Origin of the sequence: Natronococcus sp. A-GB7 (assembly GCF_029688865.1) — an archaeon.
GTDB lineage: Archaea > Halobacteriota > Halobacteria > Halobacteriales > Natrialbaceae > Natronococcus.
The window spans coordinates 155,130-174,419 of sequence record NZ_JARUKV010000001.1 but is presented as its reverse complement, the minus strand read 5'-3'; the positions used below and the strand labels follow the sequence as shown (position 1 = coordinate 174,419).

Here is a 19,290-nt window from a genome sequence, read left to right as displayed (position 1 = left end):
ACGGGAAAACGTAGCAGGGGCGGCGGCGAGAAGCGACGGAGCCGACGGCGGACGCGGCGAGCGTTACTTCAGTCGCTCCTGGAGGAACGAGGGGTGAGCGGCCGTGACGCCCTCGATCTCGAGCAGCTCCTCGGAGATGATCTCGCCGAGCGCGTCGCCGTCCTCGGCTCGCACCTCGGCCATCAGCATGTGGTCGCCGCTGGAGCTGTACAGCGCCTCGACCTCCTCGAGTTCCTTGATCGCCTTCGTCGCCTCGACGTAGCGCTCGCTGGCCACGTCGAGTCCGACCATCGCAATCGTCTGGCTCGAGAGCTTCTTCGGGTCGACGTCGGCCGAGTAGCCGACGATGACCCCCTCGTCCTCGAGCTGGTTGATGTACTTGCGGACCGTCGGCTTCGAAACGTCCGCGCGGTCGGCGATCTCGGCGTAGGACGCCTGTGCGTCCTCCTCGAGAACCGCAAGAATGCGGTCTTCCGTCGCTTGCGTGCTCATACGGCATAGTTTTGCTCCGGACGGAAAATAACTTTTGTATTCGAAAACGTCGGCTGTCGTGACTGAAGGTCCACTTTCGGTCGACCCCGACGGCGGGGAGATCGCCGGTTTTATTCGCTCGCTCCGCCGAAGACCGTCGATGGTCGACGCGAACGTCTTGCTGGGGCTGTTCTGGATCGGCTGCGGGCTCGTCATCCTCGCGCCTGCCGTCCTAATCGCGTTCGGCGGGCGAGCGGATCTCCACGTCCACTACGACGAAAGCGTCGATCCCGACTACGTCTCGCGGCGGGCCGGGACGACGGCCCTGCTGATGGGGCTGGTGACCGTCGCCTACGGCGCCCACCAGCTGCTGTACGGCTTCTCCTCGACGGCGTTCGGCGGTCTGCTCGTCGCCCTGTTGATCCTGAGCTCGCTCACGAAGCGGTTCGCGCAGGGGTGGGGGTACGACGCGGACGACGACGCCACGGCGGAGTGAGTCGGGCGGGGCGACCACTGGTACCCGTTGCTCCCGGCTGCGTAGGTGACGACGGTTACGACGCCGACGACGAGCATCGACAGCCGATACCGTCGAACCGGATCCATATCGGTAAGCGACGCTGTCGGCTCGGACACGTCCGCGAAAAAGATCGCTCGGGGTCGTCTTACGTGTGGCGCTCGAGCAGGTCGTAGCTGCGCTCCCACTCGGCGTCCTCGTCGAAGTACCGTTCGGCGACCGGCTGGTCAGGCATCTCGCCGACGGCCTTCTTCTCCTCGGTGTAGGAGGGGCTCTCGTCGTCGACGTAGTACCGACCGGTGAGGACGGTGCCCTCGTTGAGGACGTCCTCGGTCTCGCGCATCATCTCGGCGGCCTCCGCCCGATCGTTGACGTCGAACTCGTAGTCGTCGGACTCCTGGACGTCGACGTAGGGGACGTACTGCCGGGCGTCCTTGTTCCAGGTCGGACACTGGGTCAGGAAGTCGACGTGGGCGAAGCCGTCGTGCTCGATGGCCTCCTTGATGATCTCCTTTGCCTGGTTGGGGTTGACCGCGGCGGTGCGAGCGACGTACGTCGCACCGGCGTTCAGCCCCATCGAGAGCGGACGAAGCGGCGACTTCGCGCTGCCGGAGGGCTGGGTCTTCGACTTGTGGCCCTTCGGGCTCGTGGGCGACGTCTGGCCCTTCGTCAGCCCGAAGATCTCGTTGTTGAACACGATGTACGTCATGTCGTGGTTCTCCCGGGCCGTGTGGATGAAGTGGTTCCCACCGATGCCGTAGCCGTCGCCGTCACCGCCAGCGGCGATGACCTCGAGTTCGGGGTTGGCCAGCTTCGCCGCACGGGCCACGGGTAGCGAGCGGCCGTGGATCGTGTGGAAGCCGTACGTGTCGAGATAGCTGTTGAGCTTGCCCGAACAGCCGATCCCGGTGACCGTCAGGACCTCCTCGGGGGTCTTGCCGACCTCCGGGAGCGCCTGCTTCAGCGACTTCAGTACGCCGAAGTCGCCACAGCCAGGACACCAGGTCGGCTGCGGTTCGACGCCGGGCGTGTACTCGTCCCGGTCGATCTCTCGTTCCTCACCGATTGCGTTGAATGCACTCATGTTCAGTCACCTGCAGCGGGTTCGATTCGTACCTGTGCGGACGGTTCGCGGTCCTCCTCGGCGACGTTGACCTCGTAGCCCTCGACGATCTCCGCCGGTTCGAACGGGTTACCGTTGTACTTCAGCAGGCTCGTCATCTTGTCGCCGAAGCGGCCGAGTTCCTTCTGGATCAGGCCGCGGAACTGGGCGGTGGCGTTCATCTCGACGACCATCGCCTCGTCGACGCTCTCGAGGAACTCCGTCACCTCGGCCTCGGCGAACGGCATCATGTCGGAGACGCTGATACCCTTCACCGAGTGGCCGCTGTCGTTCAGCCGTTCGACGGCCTCGACGACGGCGCCCTGGCTCGAGCCCCAGGTGATGATACCGTACTCGGCGTCTTCGTCGCCGAAGTAGGTCTGGTTGGAGTCGTGTTCCTCGTCGAGCTCCTCGCGGATGGAGTCGAGCTTCTCGATGCGGCGGGTCATCTGGTAGACCCGGTTGTCGGGATCCTCGCTGATGTGCCCGACGGGCGAGTGCTCGTTGCCGGTCGCGAGGTAGCGCCCGCCCTTCTGGCCGGGCAGCGAGCGCTTGCTGACGTTCTTCTCGTTGTCCTCGTAGCCGAAGCGCTCGAACTTGCCGGAGTTGTCGTGTGCGGCCTCCTTGAGCTCCTCCTCGGTGAGCGTCGTACCCAGTCCCGGCTCGGGCTCGCGGTCGAAGAACTCGACGTCGACGTTCTTGTTCTCGCCGGAGAGCTTCTGGTCGTAGATGATGATCGTCGGGATCTGGTACTCCCAGGCGATGTGGAAGGCGAGTCGGGTCTGCTCGTAGGCCTCCTCGATGGTGCCCGGAGCGAAGACGACCCGCGAGGAGTCGCCCTGGCTCGTGTAGAGGACGAACTCGAGGTCGCCCTGCTCGGGTTTCGTCGGCATCCCGGTCGAGGGGCCGGCGCGCATCGATTCGACGAGCACGAGCGGCGTCTCGGTCATCTCCGCGAGACCGAGCGGTTCGCTCATCAGCGCGAAGCCACCGCCCGAAGAGCCGGACATGGCTTTCGCGCCGGCGTGGCTCGCGCCTACCGCGAGCGCGGCCGCGGCGATCTCGTCTTCGACCTGCTCGGAAACGCCCCCGATGTCGGGGAAGTTCTGGCTGAGGATGGTGAAGACGTCGGTCCACGGCGTCATCGGGTAGCCCGCGATGAAGCGACAGCCGCCGTCGATGGCGCCGTAGGCGATCGCGTTCGACCCCGACAGCAGCGCCTGTTCGGTGTCGTGTTCGCCCGTCGGGACGCGGAGGTCGTGGGTCGTCTCGAACTCCTCGTCGACCATCTCGTAGGCCTCGTGGAGGATCTCGAGGTTCGCCTCGAGGATGTCCCCGCCCATCGCGTCGGACATCAGGTCCTCGATGTGCTCGAGTTGCATATCGAGCAGTCCGGCCGTGATGCCGACGCCGGCGGTGTTGCGCATGACCTCGCGGCCGTGTTCCTTGGCGAGGCCGCGCAGGTCGACCGGGTAGACGTGCCAGTCGTTCTCCTCGGCGCGCTCCTCTAAGTCGAGCTCGGCGACGTCGTCCTCGCTGAGCAGCCCCTCGTCGTAGACGATGACCCCGCCCTCGCGGAGTTCGTCTAAGTTCTCCGAGAGGGGTTTGATCTCCTCGTTGCCGTAGTAGGCCTCCTCCTGTGGGTTCCGGGCGAAGGAGTCCCCCAGCGCGAGGAGGAAGTTGTAGCCGTCGCCCCGTGACTGTACCTCGTCTGCTGCCGCCCGAATCTCGACGTAGGTGTGGCCACCACGGATCCGCGACGGATAGTGGCGGTGTGTAAATACGTCGAGCCCCGAGCGCATCAGCGCCTTCGCGAAGTTCTGGCTCGTCGAGTCGATTCCGTCTCCGGAACCGCCTGAGACTCGCCAGATGAGTTCGTCATCGCTCATTGAGATCAGTGGCCAGTTGGCCAGCCGTATCCGAATTTTTGTCTCACCGTGCCTAAAGCCTTTGCTATGGATTGTCATGCATCTATCGTGAAGAATGTACAACCATCCAATTTACGTCGCCTACAGTCCTTCTACCCCGAGGCAGCGTTCTGTGTCGTTCGAAACTGATAGCTCTACCCTCGGTACGTAGCGTTTCGAACTGGGCGATATATGGTACCAACTAGCTTTCCTATACTACTCGCTCCCCTATCGGCGATAGCCATGGTTGAAGAATCGACACTCGAGGGAAGCGTATCGATCGTCACCGGCGGCGGTGGCGATATCGGAACCGGGATCGCCGCCGAGCTCGCGGCCGCCGGGAGCGACGTCGTGATCGCGGACGTAGACGTGCTCGAGACGGAGTACAACCAGCAGGCGTCGACGGCGGTCGGAGGGATCGAACGCACCCGAGAGGTCGTGGATCGCGTCGAGGAGGAGGGACAGCGCGCACACGTCCTCGAGTGCGACGTGACCGACGCCGAGCAGGTCGAGGGAATGGTCGAGGAGGTCGTCGACGAGTTCGGCCGCATCGACGTCGTGGCGAACAACGCCGGTGTTATCACCGTCGCCCCAGTCGAGGAGATGGCCGAGGCGGAGTGGGAGTCGATCGTCGACGTCAACGCGAAGGGCGTGTTCCTCGTGGCCCGGGCCGCGATCCCGTATCTCCGAGAGTCGAACGGGACGATCGTCAACACCGCCTCGATCGCCGGCGAGATCGGCGCCGGCGGGCTCGCCCACTACTGTGCATCGAAACACGCCGTCCTCGGGTTTACGAAGTCGCTGGCGCTGGAACTCGCCCCCGAGGTCACGGTCAACGCCGTCTGTCCGGGGATCGTCGAGACGCCGATGTGGGAGGACGTGCTGACTCCGTCGCTCGACGAGACCTACGAGGAGACGGTCGAGGGGGCGATCCCGATGGGTCGCGATCAGGACCCCGAGGATATGGGTCGGGCGGTCGTCTTCCTCGCAAAGAACCGCAACATCACCGGCGAGTCGGTCGTCGTCGACGGCGGTATCCTCCAGAACGTCATCTGAGGACTCGCCGACGGGGGCCGGGCCGAAACTGCTCCCCGGAGCGGCGGGTGCGCCGTTCGGCGTCTCCGGACGAGAGATACGCTTTAGTGACGAGCTGTATTGTGTGCAAGTGACATGGGGTACGTTGTCAAGATGCCGAAGCTCGGTCTGGAGATGGAACGCGGGGAGCTCCTCGAGTGGGCGGTCGACGAGGGCGAGACGATCGAAGAGGGAGAACTCGTCGCCGAGGTCGAATCCGAGAAGAGTATCGGAGAGATCGAGGCCCGGGAACACGGCGTTCTCCGACGGACCTACCTCGAGGCGGGCGAGACGGTGCCACCGGGGACCCCGATCGGGATCGTCGCTCCCGCAGACGCGGATATCGGTGACCTCGAGGCCGAGGTCGAGGCGGAACTCGAGGGCGTCGACGGGAGCGCCGAACCCACGGACGAGCCGGCTCCGGCCGAGAGTTCGAGTGCCGAAGCCGCGACCGACGGCGCCGCCTCGGCGACGGGGTCGGCCGCCGACGCAGGCAAGGTTTCGCCGCGCGCACGGAAACGGGCCGAAGAGCTCGGCGTCGACCTCGAGGGCGTGGAGGGAACGGGGTATCAGGGCGCGATCACCGAGGACGACGTCGAACGGACGGCCGACGCCGACGAGGGCGAGACGGGAGGCGACGTCCAGGCCTCTCCGCGAGCCCGCAAGCGCGCCGAGGAGTTGGGCGTCGACCTCGCGACCGTCGACGGCACGGGGTACCAGGGGTCGGTCACCGAGGAGGACGTCGAGGCGGCCGCCGAGTCGGCCGACGACGCCGGACGGACCCTTCGCGAGGAGCGCCCGTTCGACGGGATGCGCCGGACGATCGCCTCGCGGCTCGGCGAGAGCTACCGGGAGGCCGTCCACGTCACGACCCACCGCGAGGCCGACGCCGAGGCGCTGTTTTCGGCCGTCGACGCCGCGGACGACGCCCTCGAGGTCGACGTCTCCGTCCAAGACGTACTCCTGCTCGCGATTTCGGCGGCGCTCGAGGATCACCCCGAGTTCAACGCGACCTTCGAGGACGACACTCACCGCCTCTGGAACGAGCACAACCTCGGGGTCGCCGTCGACATCGAGCAGGGGCTCATCGCCCCCGTACTCCGGAACGTCGACGAGAAATCGCTCGAGGCAGTCGCCACCGAGCGCCGCGAGCTCGTCGGCGCGGCGACCGAGGGCGAGTACACGATGGACGACCTGCGGGGCGGAACGTTCACGGTGACGAACCTCGGCGTCCTCGGTGTCGAGTCGTTCGATCCGATCATCAACCCGCCCCAGGTCGCGATCCTCGGCGTCGACGCTGTCGCCGAGCGACCCACGCGAGGCGCCGACGACGGCGTCGAGTGGCGCCGTCACCTCCCGTTCGATCTCTCCTTCGACCACCGGGTCGTCGACGGCGCCGACGCCGCCAGGTTCCTCGGGACGCTGGTCGAACGCATCGAGGAGCCGTGGTCGCTGCTGCCGGACGAGGTCGCCGCTGCGGCCGGCGACCGAGCGGACACGGCCGAAACGGAGATGCCCGGCCGAACCGTCTCCGCCTCGAACGCCGGGGGGATGGCCGGCCGGATCGAGGCCGGCTCCTTCGAGTGGCGCTACGACGAGCCCGAAGACGCCGGCGGGACGGAGACGGGTCCGACGCCAGTCGACGTCTTCCTCGGCGGGCTGGCCGCCTGTCTCTCGCTCTCGATTCGGTTCCAGGCCGAGAAGCGCGACGCCGCCGTCGGCGAGATCGACGTCACGACCGACGCCGAGCCCGAGCACGGGGCGGTCGAAGAGATCGCCGCGACGGTTCGCCTGGAGAGCGACGCCGACGACGGAACCCTCGAGCGGATCGTCGAAGTCGGCGAGCGGGGCTGTCACGTCTCACAGCTGCTCCGCGAGGATCTGGCGCTCGAGCTCTCCTGGGAGCGAATCTAGGGGAAGCGGCGCGGTCCGTTTAGTTGGGATTAGTTATGGTATGGTGCCGACGCCGGGAAAATAGCGTTTGGCGTACTCCCGAACGAGTGAACGCTCGGGCTCAGTCCTCCGGCGACGGCGGCACGTCGACCGCCTCGAGGGCGAACGTACCGGCGTCGGCTCCGGCCGCAAGCGCGGCGTCGACGTCGACCAGTCGCGGACCGTCCGAGCGAACCCGGAACTCGACCGTCGTATCGGTGAGCTCGAGTTCGCGCTCGCCGTCGGCGCCGACGACGCCATCCGGAACCTCGAACGCGACCGGCTCGTCGGGTTCGACCCGCTTGCAGGACTCGATCCCGACTGTCGCCACGACGCCGGGTGCCAGCACCGCCCGAGCGGTCCGCGGGGCGTCGACGGGATCGGTCAGCCGGAGGGCGACGCCACCGGGTTCGCCGGGTGCGACGGACTCGAGCGCGCCGGCGACCGCGGGGAGTCCGATGTCGCCCGGACGGGCCCGGGAGACGACGCCCCCGACGAGGTCGTCGGGATCGAGCAGCGCCCGAGAACCGATGAACGACCGGGAAGAGACCTCGGCAGCCGCGAGCGCGGCGAGTCGCTTCTCCCCGCTCGGGGTCTCGGCGCGGGCCTCGATCCGTCCGTGCCGCTCGACGACGTCGGCGGCCGAGACGGTGCTCGTCGCGACCAGCGCCGCGGCGACGCCCGCGACGGTGCCGTCGACGGCCGAGGGGACGACGTTGTTCGTTCCCGTCGAGACCGAGACGACCGGAACCGACCCGATCTCGCCGGCGACGTCGCGGGTCGTCCCGTCCCCGCCGAGGACGACGACGGCGTCGGCGCCGTCCGCGCGAAACTGTGCGGCCGCCCGGCGCGTATCCGCTGCCGACCGCTCGAGGGGGATATCGAGGGCTTCGGCCTCGATCGCGTCGGGCGCCTCCTCGAGGACGTGGTCGGCGATCCCGGATCGATCGGGCATGACGCGAACGCTCGGGGGGTCGGGGACCGCAGTCAGTCCCTCGAGGACGCAGTCGGCGACCCGCCGTTTCGCGTAGTCGTCGACGACGCTGGCGCCGCCGGTGAGCCGCCGGATGTCGCGCCCGGCGGCGGGGTTGACGACCAGTCCGACGCGGGCCACTACGTCACCCGCTCGACCGCCTCGCGGACGTCGTCGCCGTCGGGCAGGACCTCCTGCTCGAGGGGCGTGCTAAACGGCATGTGGGTGTCCGGCGTGCCGACGCGCTGGATCGGCGCGTCGAGGCTGAAGAAGGCCTCCTCCTGGACGCGGGCGATGATCTCGGCGTGGGTCCCGTACGACAGAGGACTCTCGTCGGCGACCACGAGCCGACCGGTCTTCCGGACGCTCTCGACGATCGTCTCGGTGTCGAGGGGGTACAGCGACCGTGGATCGATTACCTCGGCCTCGACGCCGGCGTCGGAGAGGCTCTCGGCGGTCTGTAGGGATTCGCCAACCAGCCGCTGGGTGGCGACGACGGTGACGTCCTCGCCCTCGCGTTCGATCGCGGCCTCGCCAAGCGGGACGGTGAACTCCTCGTCGGTCGGCACTGCGCCCTGCTGCTCGTAGATCATCTTGTTTTCGAAGACGAAGACGGGGTCGTCGGAACGGATCGCAGCCTTCGTTAGCCCCTTCGCGCTCGCGGCGGTTCCGGGGGCGACGGCTTTGAGCCCGGGGAAGTGGGCCATCCAGGTGTGGATCGTCCCCGAGTGCTGGCTCGCCGCACCCATGCCGCCGCCCTCGGTCGTCCGAACGGTGACCGGCATCTCGGCCTTCCCGCCGAACATGTAGCGCATCTTCGCCATCTGGTTCATGATCTGCTCCATCGAGACGCCCGCGAAGTCGGAGAACATGAGCTCGACGACCGGGCGGGTGCCCGTCGCGGCGGCACCAGTCGCGGCGCCCATGAAGCCGGCCTCGCTGATCGGCGTGTCCCGTACGCGCTCGCCGCCGAACTCGTCGAACAGGCCGCTCGTCACTTCGAGGACGCCGCCGAAGAGCCCGACGTCCTCGCCCATGATGTAGACGTCCTCGTCGCGCTCGAGTTCCTCGCGCAGCGCCTGGCGGACGGCCTCCCGGACGGTCATCGTCTCGGTCTCGGTCTCGAGTTCGCGTTCGGCCTGTGCGGTCATCGTCGCTCACCTCCGGGGTGGCCACCATCGGTGCTGGTCCGCGCAGCAGTTGCAAACCGTTCGATCTCGGGGGGTGTCTCGGCGAACATGTCGTCGTAGGCCTCGTGGGGCGCCGGCGGCTCCGCGTTCTGGGCGTACTCGACCGCCGCATCGATCTCGGCCTCGATCTCGCCTTCGAGCTCATCGAACTCCTCGGCGGTGAGTTCGCCTCGGTCGATCAGCCGCTCCTTGAAGGAGTCAATCGGGTCGCGGGCCTTCCAGCGCTCGAGTTCGTCCTCGTCGCGGTAGGGCTCCTCGTCGCCCTCGTAGTGGCCCCGGTAGCGGTAGGTCTCGGCCTCGATCAGCGTCGGCCCGTCGCCGGCTCTGGCGCGCGCTCGAGCCTCGCCGACGGCCTCCGCGACCGCAGTGATATCCATCCCGTCGACCGTCAGCCCGGGGATATCGTGGGCCTGGGCGGTGTCGCTCAGGTTGTCGACGTTGTGCTGTTCCTCGACGGGCGTCCCCTCGCCGTAGTGGTTGTTCTCGATGACGAAGATCGCCGGCAGATCCCAGGTCGCCGCGAGGTTCATCGCTTCGTGGACCTGCCCCTGGGCGACCGCGCCGTCGCCGAGGAAGCCGACCGCGACCTGGTCGCGGTCCTGGTAGTCGATCGACAGCGCCGCGCCGGTGGCCAGCGGCGGCCCCGCGCCGACGATCCCGTTGGCGCCGAGCATCCCCGCGTCGACGTCCGCGATGTGCATCGAGCCACCCTTGCCGTTGCAGTAGCCCTCGGCCTTCCGTACAACTCCGCCATCATATACTTCGGGTCCAGTCCCTTCGCGATGCAGTGGCCGTGACCCCGGTGCGTGCTGGCGATGTAGTCGTCGTCCTCGAGCGAGGCGCAGGTACCGACGCCGACCGCCTCCTCGCCGATGTAGAGGTGGACGAAGCCCGGAATCTCGCCGTCCGCGAAGCGGTCTCCGGCCTCGCTGTCGAACGCTCGGATCGTCAGCATTCGGCGCAACGCTTCCCGTCGTCCTTCTTCGGTTTCTATGTCAAGTCTCCCCATGGCGTGTGAGAGTAACACAACATCCACAATATGTGCTAGCAGTCACCACGCACTGGTACCACGGAAGCGTTCGGATCTCCGACACCGGCAGCCGGACGGCGACTATCCGGGACCGCAGCCCCGCTACGGTCGATCCGCGCTGCTCGAGCTCCGGGACGTATCGCTGGCGTCAAAAAAGCGGTCGCGTCGGTTACTCGTTGCGGGGGCTACTCGGGTGGTACTCCGTGTCGTACTCGCCGGGCTGATCGTCGACCCGGTCGGGGTTCATCCGGCCAGACAGCAGCATGAAATCCACGAGCGTCAGCGCGAGCATCGCCTCGACCACGGGGACGCCGCGGGGCGGCAAAACGGGGTCGTGGCGGCCGATGACCTGCTCCTCCTTGAGTTCGCCCGTCTCCCAGTCGGCCGTCTGCTGGCTCTTGGGGATCGAGGTCGGGGCGTGAAGCGTCACTTCGCCGTAGATCGGCTCGCCGCTCGAGAGACCGCCCTGGATCCCGCCGTGATCGTTCTCGACGGGGGTTGGGTTCCCCTCGGCATCGAACTCCCAGTCGTCGTTGCGGTCCTTGCCGGTCCACTCCGCGGCCTCGGTGCCGAGTCCGAACTCGAAGGCCGTCGTCGCCGGCACCGACATCATCGCCTGTCCGAGCCGCGCGGAGAGGGAGTCGAACCGGGGCGCGCCGAGACCGACCGGAACCCCCTGGACCTCGAAGTAGATCGAGCCGCCGATCGAGTCGCCCTCGTCCTGGTACTCCTCGATCAGCTCCTGCATCTCCGCTGCGGTCTCGGGGTGAGCACAGCGGACGTCGTTCTCCTCGCTGTGTGCTTTGATCTCCTCGAAGCTCACCTCGGGTGCCTCGACGTCGCCGATCTGGTTCACGTGAGCCTTGAGCTCGATTCCCTCCCGGGCGAGCAGTTTCTTCGCGATGGCGCCCGCGGCGACCCAGTTGACCGTCTCGCGGGCCGAGGAGCGCCCGCCGCCGCCCCAGTTGCGTGTGCCGAACTTCGCCGAGTAGGTGAAGTCGCCGTGGCTCGGTCGGGGCGCGGTGATGAACGGTTCGTACTTCCCCGAGCGGGCGTCCTTGTTCTGGATCACCATGCCGATCGGCGTCCCCGTGGTGTAGCCGTCCTGAACGCCCGACTTGATCGAGACGTCGTCTGGCTCGCCGCGGCTGGTTGTGATCATCGACTGGCCCGGCTTTCGCCGATCGAGGTCGGCCTGGATGTCCTCCTCCGAGAGCTCGAGACCCGCGGGACAGCCCGAGACGGTACAGCCCATCGCCTCCCCGTGGCTCTCGCCGAACGTGGTCACCTGGAAGAGGCGACCGAAGCGGTTGCCGTTCATTGGAACCCCCTCGGGGACGCGGACACTTATGGGTGCAGGATCGGTGCAAGATCCGGAAGCGCGGGACCGAACCGGAGTTACGAGGGCGTTTCCACCCGCGGACGTCAGCCCCGCCACGGGAAGGAACCGCCTACTGCGCCCGAGAACCAGCGCAACGGGCCGACTCGAGCGAGGCGGGTTCGGCGCCCCCGAAGAGTCGGGCCGACCGACGGACGGCGCAGCCGGGTCTCGGCTGTGCGGAACGGACGGACTCCCTCCGGCCGAGATAGGCACGGCGTACGACGACCCCCGGGCGGCGGCCGCGCTCCCGTCCAGAGATAGGCGGCGTATACTCAACTCCACGAGCGGGATACGCTCTCGCATGCACAGACGAACGGTGCTATTTGGAACGAGCGTTGCAGTCTCGGCGCTCCTCGCCGGATGCGCGTCCGAGGACGGGGACGAGACCGACGACGATACCGAAGTCGGAGCCGACGATGGAGAAGAGACCGAGACTGACGACACAAACGGCGACGATGACGCGAACGGTGACGGCGGAAACGGCGACGACGATAGTGGCGAGGACGAGGAAGCCGACGAGAACGGGGACGACGAAACGGACGAAGACGAAACGGATGATCTCGAGGAGCGGATCGAGGAGGGACCGCCGATCGAGGGGCTCGCGCTCGAGGAGCACGAACTCGTCGAGGACGACCTCTCGGCGTCGGTCGAGGGGGTCGTCGTCAATGAGTCGGGTGAGGACGTTCGGTCCGTTCGAGTGGGGATCGTCTTCTACGACGCCGACGGCGAGCGGATCGACGACGCCACGCCGAGCACCTCCGAGCTGGCAGACGAGGAGGAGTGGGCGTTCAGCGCGATGACCCTCGAGGAGGGGATCGCGAGCTACGCGATCGGTATCGTTGAGGCCGAACCGGTCGAGCGAACCCCGCTGTAGCTCTCCGGCCCTCCGTTTGGCTCATTCGACGAGGTAGTAGCGCTCGTACGCGGCGAGCAATCCGACGAAGACGGCGACGAACGCGGGGACCGCGACCGCGTAGGCGACGACCCCCTCGAGACCCGTGAGACCGACGATCGTCAGCGTCGCCATTCCGGTGAGGAAGAACGCGCCGACGAGATAGAGGAAGTTCCCCAGGGCCGGCGGGACGTCGGTCGTGCCAGGGAGGCTCATGCGCTGAATACGGGACAGTGAGCGTATATGTCTTCTCCCCGTACTACTTCGCTTGCAGTGCGTCCAGACGCGCTGCCGCCAGCGGGACCAGCATCTCCTGATCGGTGAGTCCGCCGTGCATCCCGATCGAATCCATCGCCGACCACCACAGCCCGCGGTTCCGGTGGACAGCGAGCAGGTCGCCACAGCGCCGGTCGAACAGCGCCGAGGGCTCGCCGGGACCGAACAGTCCGCGCTCGAGTGCGTCCTCGCGGGTGAACGTTCGGCCGTCCAGAGCCGAGTCGACGATCCGACGAGCCTCCTCGAGGCGATCCGGCCGCACGTGGAAGTGGACGTTGCGCGGGCTTCCGGTCGGCAACCGGGGCTCGCCCGCCCCGTCGTGGCGGAACGTCTCCCGCAGCGCCGGCCACGCCTCCCAGTCGGTCATGACGACGTTCTCGTCGGGCGCGGTGTCGACGATCCCGTGGTCGGCCGTCACCACCAGCAGCGTCCGCTCCGCAAGATCGGAGTCGAGTCGCTCGACCAGTTCGTACTGCAGCCGTTCGAGGATCGCCTCGAGGTTCTGGCGGTAGCGCTCGGTACCGGTCCCCTCGGCGTGGGAGACGGCGTCGATCGTCGGCTCGTAGGCGTAGACGTACGCCGGCGTCGCGGACTCCTCGAGGGCCCGCCGGATCGACAGCGCGAGGTCGGTCGCAGTGTCGTAGCCGACCCGGGTAGAACCGGCGGTCGTCGCCCGGGTGTACCCCGAGTCGACGAACTCGGCGGGCTGGAGCGCGTACGTGTCTATCCCCGCTCGTTCGGCCCGCTCGTAGATCGACGATCCGGCGAACAGCTCCGCCGCGTCGGACGACGGCGAGACGTCCGCGAGGGGATCGCCCTCGAGCGTTCGGAACGGCAGCGTCTCGACGATCTCGTCGGCGGACTCGAGGTACTGGAACCAGCCCAACAGCCCGTGCTCGACGGGCGGAGCGGTCGTGTTGATCGTCGTCAGCGCGGCGGCCGTCTCGGATGGGTAGATCGTCGTCAGCGGCGCCACGGTGCCGACGGTCGAGAGGCGCTCGAGCAGCGGGTGGACCCGCCGGTGGCGCTTCCAGTGTTCGTAGCCGAAGCCGTCCAGCAGGAAGACGACGACGTTGTCGACGTCGGCGTCGACGCCCTCGAGCGCGTCGTCGGGCAGCCGTCGCTCGAACCCGTCCTCGAGCAGCGACAGCGCCGTCTCCGGCACGTTCGCGACGCAGTAGCCGTCGTAGTCGGGAAACAGGTAGCCGTCCTCGCTCAGGCGCTCGCGGAGCCGCGACTCGAGGGACGCGCGCATACCGGTTCCGACGACGCCGTGGGGGATAGTCCCACCGGCACGGGAGGGGTCGGAAAGTATGGTACCCAATGGCAAGGACTATACTCGCGCCACCCGATGACCTCTCTCATGCGTGCACCCGAGCGGCCGACGTTCGAGAGCGAGGCGAGCAGGTCGATCTACCAGTACGTCGAGCGCCACGGGACGGCGGCTCGACACCGAATTCGGGAGATGACGTCGCTGCCGCCCGAGCAGTTCCGATCGGAGCTCGAGGCGCTGGAGACCAAGGGCTACCTCGAGGAGGACGGCGGCACGATCCGGCTCGCACTCGACGTCGGCTCGGTCGAGGAGTACGAGACCGACGACGGAACCTACCTCATCCGTCCCGGGCAGAATCGGGACTTCGACGGGCTGGTCGAGGCGATCCGCGACGTGACCGCGAAGGAGTCCTACGTCGTCGCCGAAAGCGTCGCCGAGCAGCTGCTGTACGAGGACGCGGTGACCCGCCACAACACCGTCGAGTCCCGCGTGTTCTTCGTCGCCACGGTCGACGACGAGATCGCAGGCTGGGTTCACCTCGATCTCCCGCAGGTCGAGAAGCTCCGCGAGACGGCCCAGCTCACCGTCGGCGTCCGACCCGACCACCGCAGACGCGGCGTCGGCGACGCCCTGCTCACCCGCGGGGTCGACTGGGCGGAGGCCAACGGCTACCGGAAGGTGTACAACAGCGTTCCGGCGACCAACGACGAGGCCCTGGCGTTCCTCGAGGACCACGGCTGGAACACCGAGGGGATCCGCCGGAACCACTACACGATCGACGACGAGTTCGTCGACGAAGTGTTGATGGCCTACACGTTCTGAGGACCGTTCGGGTCGCCGACTTCGGGTTCGCGTCCCGCTCAGTCGTCGCGCTTTAGGGTCGTGCCCAGCTCCTCGAGCGTCTCGAAGAAGTTCGGAAACGAGACGTCGACGTGCTCGGCGCCCGCGACCGTCGTCTCGCCGTCGGCGACCAGTCCCGCCAGCGCCAGCGCCATCACGATGCGGTGATCGCCCCGCCCGTCGACCGCGGCGCCCTCGAGGGTCGACTCGCTCCCGTGGATCGTCAGCGATTCGCGCTCCTCGGTCGTCTCGACGCCCATCTTCCCGAGTTCCTCGGCCATCGCGCTCACCCGATCGGTCTCCTTGTAGCGGACGTGTTCGGCGTTCGTGATCCGCGTGTCGCCGTCGGCGACCGCGCCCAGCGTGGCGATCGTCGGCAACAGATCGGGCGTGTCCTCGACGGAGACCTCGACCCCCTCGAGGTCGGTCGCCGAGACGTCGATGGTTCCGTTCTCCCGATCCCAGTCGACGTCGGCGCCCATCTCGGCGACGATCTCGACGATTGCCTTGTCGCCCTGGGCGCTGGGCTGGGCGCCCTCGATCCGGACGGCCTCGTCCTCGGCGCCGGCGATCGCACCCGCCGCGAGCAGGTACGAGATCGAGGAGAAGTCGCCGGGAACCCGATACTCGCCGTCCGCGGGATCGTAGCGCTGACCGCCGTCGACGGCGAACCCGGAGTCGGTTTTGCGGGCCTCGACGCCGAAGTCGTCGAGCACCTCGAGGGTGATGTCGACGTACGGCGCCGACTTGAGCTCGGTCTCGAGGTCGATCTCGAGTCCGTCCTCGGTGACCGCGCCCGCCATCAGCAGCGCGGTGATGTACTGCGAGGAGACGTCGCCCGGAATGGAGACCTCGGTGCCCGAGATCGGTCCCGTAACGACCAGCGGGGCCTGCCCGTTCCCGCGGGTGCTGAACGCGTCACCGCCGAGGTCGGCGATAGCCTCGAGCAGCGGTCCCTGGGGACGGCTCCGGAGCGACGCGTCGCCCGTGAGGACGCTCGTACCGTCGGCCAGCGCCGCCGCCGCGGTCACCAGCCGCATCGTCGTCCCGCTGTTCTCACAGTTGATGACGTCGTCGGGGACGCCCGGCTGGCCGTCGAAGCCCTCGATCTCGAGTGCGTCGTCGTCGCGGTCGACGCTCCCGCCGAACAGCGAGACGGCGCGCGCCGTAGCCTTCGTGTCGGCGCTCCAGAGGGCGTCCCGGACCGTCGTCTGCGAGGCGTAGCCGGCCGCGAGGATCGCGCGGTGAGTGTAGCTCTTCGAGGGTGGCGCTCGAGCCCGTCCCGCGACGCGGGAGGGAGTGATGGTGACGTCCATACCGACTCCTGGGAAGGGGCGCCCTATCACGGTACCGATGCTGGTGATATTGCAGCCGGCGCGCTCCCCCATCGATCGAGAGCTCGAAACGGCAACCGGCGCGCTCAGCGCTCGGGACGCACCGCGTCCTCGACGGCGGTGTCGCCGCCGAAGAGCCTGATCGTCTCCCCGATCGTCTCGTCGGTCTCGAGCGCGGCGACGACCGTCTGGGCGACGTCGGCCCGCGGGATGTCGTCGCCGCCCTCGCCGTCGTACTCGAAGCTCGCCGAGACGCGGCCCGTCCCTTCGTCGTCGGTCAGCGCCGTCGGCCGGAGGATCGTCTCGTCGAGCGCGGACGCCTCGAGGAAGTCGTCGGCACAGCGTTTGGCGACCCAGTACGGACGCATCGCCTCGGGATCGCCCAGCGGCTCGCTGGCCCGGTAGGCGCTGATCATCACGAACCGGTCGATCCCGTGCTCGAGGCACGCATCGATGGTTCGTCGCGCGCCCCAGAGGTCGATCAGTAACGTCTTCCCCCAGTCGGTATCTCCGCCCGAACCGGCCGTAAAGACGACGGCGTCGGCGCCCTCGAGGGCCGACTCGAACTCGCCCTCGAGGTCGCCCAGGCGCGGTTCGCCGCCGCGCTCGCGGATCTCGTCGAACTGCGACTCGTCTCGCACGACGCCGATCGGGTCGTGGCCGGCGTCCGCGAGACGGGGCAGTAGCTCGCGGCCGATTCCACCGTTCGCGCCGATAACTGCGACGTGCATCGTGTGCCGTCCCACTAGGGCGCCATCAATAGATGCTGCGGTCGGCGAACCCCGGGCGAGCGATTTCGAGCCGCGAGAGACCGTCGCCGAGAAGAGTGACGAGTCCGGTGCGTTACTCGTCCGTCGGGCCGGCCACGGCGTCGCCCTCGAGGGCGCCTTCGCCGGTCTTCGCCGCCGCCTTCTCGACGACGCAGTCCTCGAGGACGAGGACGTCCAGTCCCATCCCGTAGAAGTCCTTGATCGCCTCGGTCGGGGTGTTGATGATCGGTTCGGCGTGGTCGTTAAATGAGGTGTTGAGGACGACCGGAACACCCGTGATGGACTCGAACTCCGAGATCAGCCGGTGGTAGCGGGGGTGCTGGTCCTCGCGGACGGTCTGGGGCCGCGTCGAGTCGTCGGCGGGGTGAAGCACCGCCTCGAGCTCGTCGACCTTCTCGGGGCGGACGTCGAAGGTGTCGATCATGAACGGGGCGGGCTGGCCGTCGATCAGGTACTCCTCGGCCGCGGACTCGAGCATCGAGGGGGCGAACGGCCGCCACTCCTCGCGGTGTTTGACGTACCTGTTGACCCGATCTCGGGATTCGGCGGTGCGGGGGTCGGCGAGGATGCTCCGGGCGCCCAGCGCTCGCGGCCCCATCTCCATCCGCCCCTGGAACCAGCCCACGAGATCGCCGTCGGCGAGCCGCTCGGCGACGTAGGCCTCGAGGTCGTCGGGTTTCCCGTATCGGATCTTGTTCGTCTCGAGCAGCGACTCGATCTCGTCCGTTCCGTACTCGGGGCCGAGGTAGACCGTCGTCTGGGTCTCGACGTCGGCTGGTCGCTGCTCGAGCCAGCCGGCGCCGAGCGCGAGTCCCGCGTCGTGGGCGACGGGCTGGATGAACGTGTCGTCGACCGCCTCGAGCTCTCGCACGCTCTTGTTGAGCTTGCAGTTCAGCGCGACGCCGCCCGCGAGCGCGACGTTGCTCGACCGGGAGGCGCCGAGGTAGGCGTCGACGATCTCACAGACCGTCTCCTCGAGCAGCTCCTGGGCCGTGCGGGCGAGGTCCTTCTCCCACTGGTCGAACTGACCGGGCTCGTCGTTTCGCGACCGGCCGAACGCCTCCTCGAGCTGGCGGACGCCGTAGCCGGTCCCCCAGCGTTTGGTCAGCGCCGTGACGTCGTAGTCGACGCCGGTGTCGATCAGGCTCCGCAGGGTGCGTTCGATCTCGGGGCGTCGCTCGCCGTAGGGGGCGAGCCCCATGACCTTTCCCTCGCCGTTGAACATCCGGTAGCCGAGGAACTCGGTGACGATGGCGAAAAAGAGCCCGAGGCTGTTCGGGTGCTCGTAGGTCCGGACCCGCGCCAGCCCGTCGGGGGTGCCCCGCCAGATCACCGTCGAATCGTACTCGCCTTTCGCGTCGAGCGTCAGGATCAACGCGTCGTCGAACCCGGAGGGGTGGAAGGCGCTCGCGGCGTGACAGCGGTGGTGAGAGCGACACTCGACGGGAGGGATGGGCGTTCCGATCGACTCGAGCTTGCTCTCGACCTGTTGTGTCGGGAAGAACCGACTCCGGATCTCGTCGACGACGGTCTCCTCGAGCGCCGACACCTTTCGGGCGAGCCCGTCTGCCGTGATCGCGTCGGTGACGTAGTGGCGTCGAATCCGCGCACGGAGTTTCGGGTCGTAGGGGAGGAGGATCCGCTCGAGGTCCGCGAGCTCGAGATCCCGAAAGTCGAGGCAGGCGCGGATCGCCCGCTCGGGGAACGTGTCGACGGCGTGTTTGTCCCGCGTCAGCCGCTCCTCTTCGATACCGAACACCGGCGTCCCGTCCTCGAAGAGAACGGCGCTTGGATCGTGCTGGCCGTACAGTCCGATCGCGGGCTTACAGGCGACGATATACGATGGCGAACTCATTCGCGGGGACTTGTTCCACCACTCAGTGAAGGGGGTTGAAAGTCTTCCCGGAAATCGTCTCACTCAGAAAAGCGTCGGATATAGATTGGGTTCGACACTATCGACGGTCGTGCAACCGAACGTCGGTGACGATCCCGGGCCAGTGCTGGATCTGCTCGCGGATCCGTACGCCCGACGCATTCTGACGGCGGCCAACGACGAGCCGATGACCGCGAAGGCGCTCAGCGAGGCCTGCGACGCCTCGCTCCCGACGATCTACCGCCGGGTCGACACCCTCGACGAGCAGGGACTGCTCGAGGAGACGCGGGTCGTCGATTCGGACGGCTCGCACCGACGCGTCTACCGGACGACCGTCGAATCCGTCCGCGCGACGCTCGAGGGTGACGAACTCCGGGTCGTGGTCGACACCCGTGACGACCTCGCCGGGAACTTCACCGATCTCTGGGAGGAGCTCCGGGGTGAGGACTGATGGAGCC

Annotated in this window: 17 protein-coding genes and 1 pseudogene; 6 read left to right on the top strand and 12 right to left on the bottom strand. The window is 67.7% G+C overall.

Translation table 11 applies throughout. The features are described from left to right. Positions 1–63: 63 nt before the first annotated feature. Positions 64–492, bottom strand: a complete 429-nt coding sequence (gene lrpA1 / locus QA609_RS00900) for an HTH-type transcriptional regulator LrpA1 (RefSeq protein WP_278300696.1) — start codon at positions 490–492, stop codon at positions 64–66. A 139-nt stretch (positions 493–631) separates the two neighbouring features. Here lrpA1 and QA609_RS00895 point away from each other — a divergent pair, with 139 nt between their 5' ends. Next, entirely contained in the window at positions 632–967 is a 336-nt protein-coding gene (locus QA609_RS00895) for a hypothetical protein (protein WP_278300885.1), read from the top strand. Between the two features lie 166 nt (positions 968–1,133). Here QA609_RS00895 and QA609_RS00890 read toward each other — a convergent pair whose 3' ends face one another. Both QA609_RS00890 and QA609_RS00885 read right to left on the bottom strand, forming a co-directional pair. Then, on the bottom strand, positions 1,134–2,069 hold the full coding sequence (locus tag QA609_RS00890; RefSeq protein WP_278300695.1) for a thiamine pyrophosphate-dependent enzyme: 936 nt from the start codon (positions 2,067–2,069) through the stop codon (positions 1,134–1,136). 2 nt (positions 2,070–2,071) lie between these two features. Continuing rightward, the gene (locus QA609_RS00885; RefSeq protein WP_278300694.1) at positions 2,072–3,976 is read right to left on the bottom strand and encodes a 2-oxoacid:acceptor oxidoreductase subunit alpha; all 1,905 of its coding nucleotides are present in this window, start codon (positions 3,974–3,976) and stop codon (positions 2,072–2,074) included. Positions 3,977–4,237: 261 nt separating this feature from the next. Here QA609_RS00885 and QA609_RS00880 point away from each other — a divergent pair, with 261 nt between their 5' ends. Continuing rightward, complete coding sequence (locus tag QA609_RS00880) at positions 4,238–5,050, top strand: SDR family NAD(P)-dependent oxidoreductase (RefSeq protein WP_278300693.1); 813 nt, start codon at positions 4,238–4,240, stop codon at positions 5,048–5,050. Between the two features lie 114 nt (positions 5,051–5,164). Beyond that, positions 5,165–6,982 carry a 2-oxo acid dehydrogenase subunit E2 gene (locus QA609_RS00875; RefSeq protein WP_278300692.1) on the top strand — a complete coding sequence of 606 codons (1,818 nt, stop codon included), beginning with the start codon at positions 5,165–5,167 and terminating at the stop codon, positions 6,980–6,982. A 100-nt stretch (positions 6,983–7,082) separates the two neighbouring features. On the opposite strand, the gene QA609_RS00870 is transcribed toward QA609_RS00875, so the two are convergent. The 4 genes and pseudogenes from QA609_RS00870 to aroC form a co-directional block, all read right to left on the bottom strand. After that, a complete protein-coding gene (locus QA609_RS00870; RefSeq protein ID WP_278300691.1) occupies positions 7,083–8,114 on the bottom strand; it encodes an NAD(+)/NADH kinase in 1,032 nt (343 codons plus the stop codon). Then, entirely contained in the window at positions 8,114–9,124 is a 1,011-nt protein-coding gene (locus QA609_RS00865) for an alpha-ketoacid dehydrogenase subunit beta (RefSeq protein WP_278300690.1), read from the bottom strand. The genes QA609_RS00870 and QA609_RS00865 overlap by 1 nt, the downstream gene beginning before the upstream one ends. Further along, positions 9,121–10,172: pseudogene (locus QA609_RS00860) on the bottom strand (thiamine pyrophosphate-dependent dehydrogenase E1 component subunit alpha). Before QA609_RS00860 ends, QA609_RS00865 begins: the two are co-directional and overlap by 4 nt. Before the next feature lie 190 nt (positions 10,173–10,362). Then, positions 10,363–11,514, bottom strand: a complete 1,152-nt coding sequence (gene aroC, locus QA609_RS00855; RefSeq protein ID WP_278300689.1) for a chorismate synthase — start codon at positions 11,512–11,514, stop codon at positions 10,363–10,365. Positions 11,515–11,875: 361 nt separating this feature from the next. On the opposite strand from aroC, the gene QA609_RS00850 reads away from it, so the two are divergent. Beyond that, on the top strand, positions 11,876–12,448 hold the full coding sequence (locus QA609_RS00850; RefSeq protein WP_278300688.1) for an FxLYD domain-containing protein: 573 nt from the start codon (positions 11,876–11,878) through the stop codon (positions 12,446–12,448). A 21-nt stretch (positions 12,449–12,469) separates the two neighbouring features. Here the strand turns inward: QA609_RS00850 and QA609_RS00845 are convergent, their stop codons facing one another. Both QA609_RS00845 and QA609_RS00840 read right to left on the bottom strand, forming a co-directional pair. Beyond that, positions 12,470–12,682 (bottom strand): hypothetical protein, encoded by a 213-nt coding sequence (locus tag QA609_RS00845; protein WP_278300687.1) that lies wholly within the window; start codon positions 12,680–12,682, stop codon positions 12,470–12,472. Positions 12,683–12,725: 43 nt separating this feature from the next. Then, a complete protein-coding gene (locus tag QA609_RS00840; protein ID WP_278300686.1) occupies positions 12,726–13,997 on the bottom strand; it encodes an alkaline phosphatase family protein in 1,272 nt (423 codons plus the stop codon). Between the two features lie 108 nt (positions 13,998–14,105). On the opposite strand from QA609_RS00840, the gene QA609_RS00835 reads away from it, so the two are divergent. Continuing rightward, complete coding sequence (locus QA609_RS00835; RefSeq protein WP_278300685.1) at positions 14,106–14,837, top strand: GNAT family N-acetyltransferase; 732 nt, start codon at positions 14,106–14,108, stop codon at positions 14,835–14,837. Positions 14,838–14,875: 38 nt separating this feature from the next. Here the strand turns inward: QA609_RS00835 and aroA are convergent, their stop codons facing one another. The 3 genes from aroA to QA609_RS00820 form a co-directional block, all read right to left on the bottom strand. Further along, the gene (gene aroA / locus QA609_RS00830) at positions 14,876–16,171 is read right to left on the bottom strand and encodes a 3-phosphoshikimate 1-carboxyvinyltransferase (RefSeq protein ID WP_278300684.1); all 1,296 of its coding nucleotides are present in this window, start codon (positions 16,169–16,171) and stop codon (positions 14,876–14,878) included. A 104-nt stretch (positions 16,172–16,275) separates the two neighbouring features. Then, positions 16,276–16,920 (bottom strand): SDR family oxidoreductase, encoded by a 645-nt coding sequence (locus tag QA609_RS00825; RefSeq protein WP_278300683.1) that lies wholly within the window; start codon positions 16,918–16,920, stop codon positions 16,276–16,278. 112 nt (positions 16,921–17,032) lie between these two features. Further along, positions 17,033–18,814 (bottom strand): carbamoyltransferase C-terminal domain-containing protein, encoded by a 1,782-nt coding sequence (locus tag QA609_RS00820; RefSeq protein ID WP_278300682.1) that lies wholly within the window; start codon positions 18,812–18,814, stop codon positions 17,033–17,035. 109 nt (positions 18,815–18,923) lie between these two features. Between QA609_RS00820 and QA609_RS00815 the strand changes: the two genes are divergently transcribed. Continuing rightward, on the top strand, positions 18,924–19,283 hold the full coding sequence (locus tag QA609_RS00815) for a winged helix-turn-helix domain-containing protein (protein WP_278300681.1): 360 nt from the start codon (positions 18,924–18,926) through the stop codon (positions 19,281–19,283). Positions 19,284–19,290 lie beyond the last annotated feature (7 nt).

Excerpts from the sequence above, each read along its gene's own strand:
- QA609_RS00845 (WP_278300687.1), bottom strand. The coding sequence starts at position 12,682 with ATGAGCCTCCCTGGCACGACCGACGTCCCGCCGGCCCTGGGGAACTTC.
- QA609_RS00865 (WP_278300690.1), bottom strand. The coding sequence starts at position 9,124 with ATGACCGCACAGGCCGAACGCGAACTCGAGACCGAGACCGAGACGATG.
- QA609_RS00895 (WP_278300885.1), top strand. The coding sequence starts at position 632 with ATGGTCGACGCGAACGTCTTGCTGGGGCTGTTCTGGATCGGCTGCGGG.
- aroA (WP_278300684.1), bottom strand. The coding sequence starts at position 16,171 with ATGGACGTCACCATCACTCCCTCCCGCGTCGCGGGACGGGCTCGAGCG.
- QA609_RS00885 (WP_278300694.1), bottom strand. The coding sequence starts at position 3,976 with ATGAGCGATGACGAACTCATCTGGCGAGTCTCAGGCGGTTCCGGAGAC.
- QA609_RS00850 (WP_278300688.1), top strand. The coding sequence starts at position 11,876 with ATGCACAGACGAACGGTGCTATTTGGAACGAGCGTTGCAGTCTCGGCG.
- QA609_RS00825 (WP_278300683.1), bottom strand. The coding sequence starts at position 16,920 with ATGCACGTCGCAGTTATCGGCGCGAACGGTGGAATCGGCCGCGAGCTA.
- QA609_RS00840 (WP_278300686.1), bottom strand. The coding sequence starts at position 13,997 with ATGCGCGCGTCCCTCGAGTCGCGGCTCCGCGAGCGCCTGAGCGAGGAC.
- QA609_RS00820 (WP_278300682.1), bottom strand. The coding sequence starts at position 18,814 with ATGAGTTCGCCATCGTATATCGTCGCCTGTAAGCCCGCGATCGGACTG.
- QA609_RS00875 (WP_278300692.1), top strand. The coding sequence starts at position 5,165 with ATGGGGTACGTTGTCAAGATGCCGAAGCTCGGTCTGGAGATGGAACGC.
- QA609_RS00880 (WP_278300693.1), top strand. The coding sequence starts at position 4,238 with ATGGTTGAAGAATCGACACTCGAGGGAAGCGTATCGATCGTCACCGGC.
- QA609_RS00890 (WP_278300695.1), bottom strand. The coding sequence starts at position 2,069 with ATGAGTGCATTCAACGCAATCGGTGAGGAACGAGAGATCGACCGGGAC.
- aroC (WP_278300689.1), bottom strand. The coding sequence starts at position 11,514 with ATGAACGGCAACCGCTTCGGTCGCCTCTTCCAGGTGACCACGTTCGGC.
- QA609_RS00835 (WP_278300685.1), top strand. The coding sequence starts at position 14,106 with ATGCGTGCACCCGAGCGGCCGACGTTCGAGAGCGAGGCGAGCAGGTCG.
- lrpA1 (WP_278300696.1), bottom strand. The coding sequence starts at position 492 with ATGAGCACGCAAGCGACGGAAGACCGCATTCTTGCGGTTCTCGAGGAG.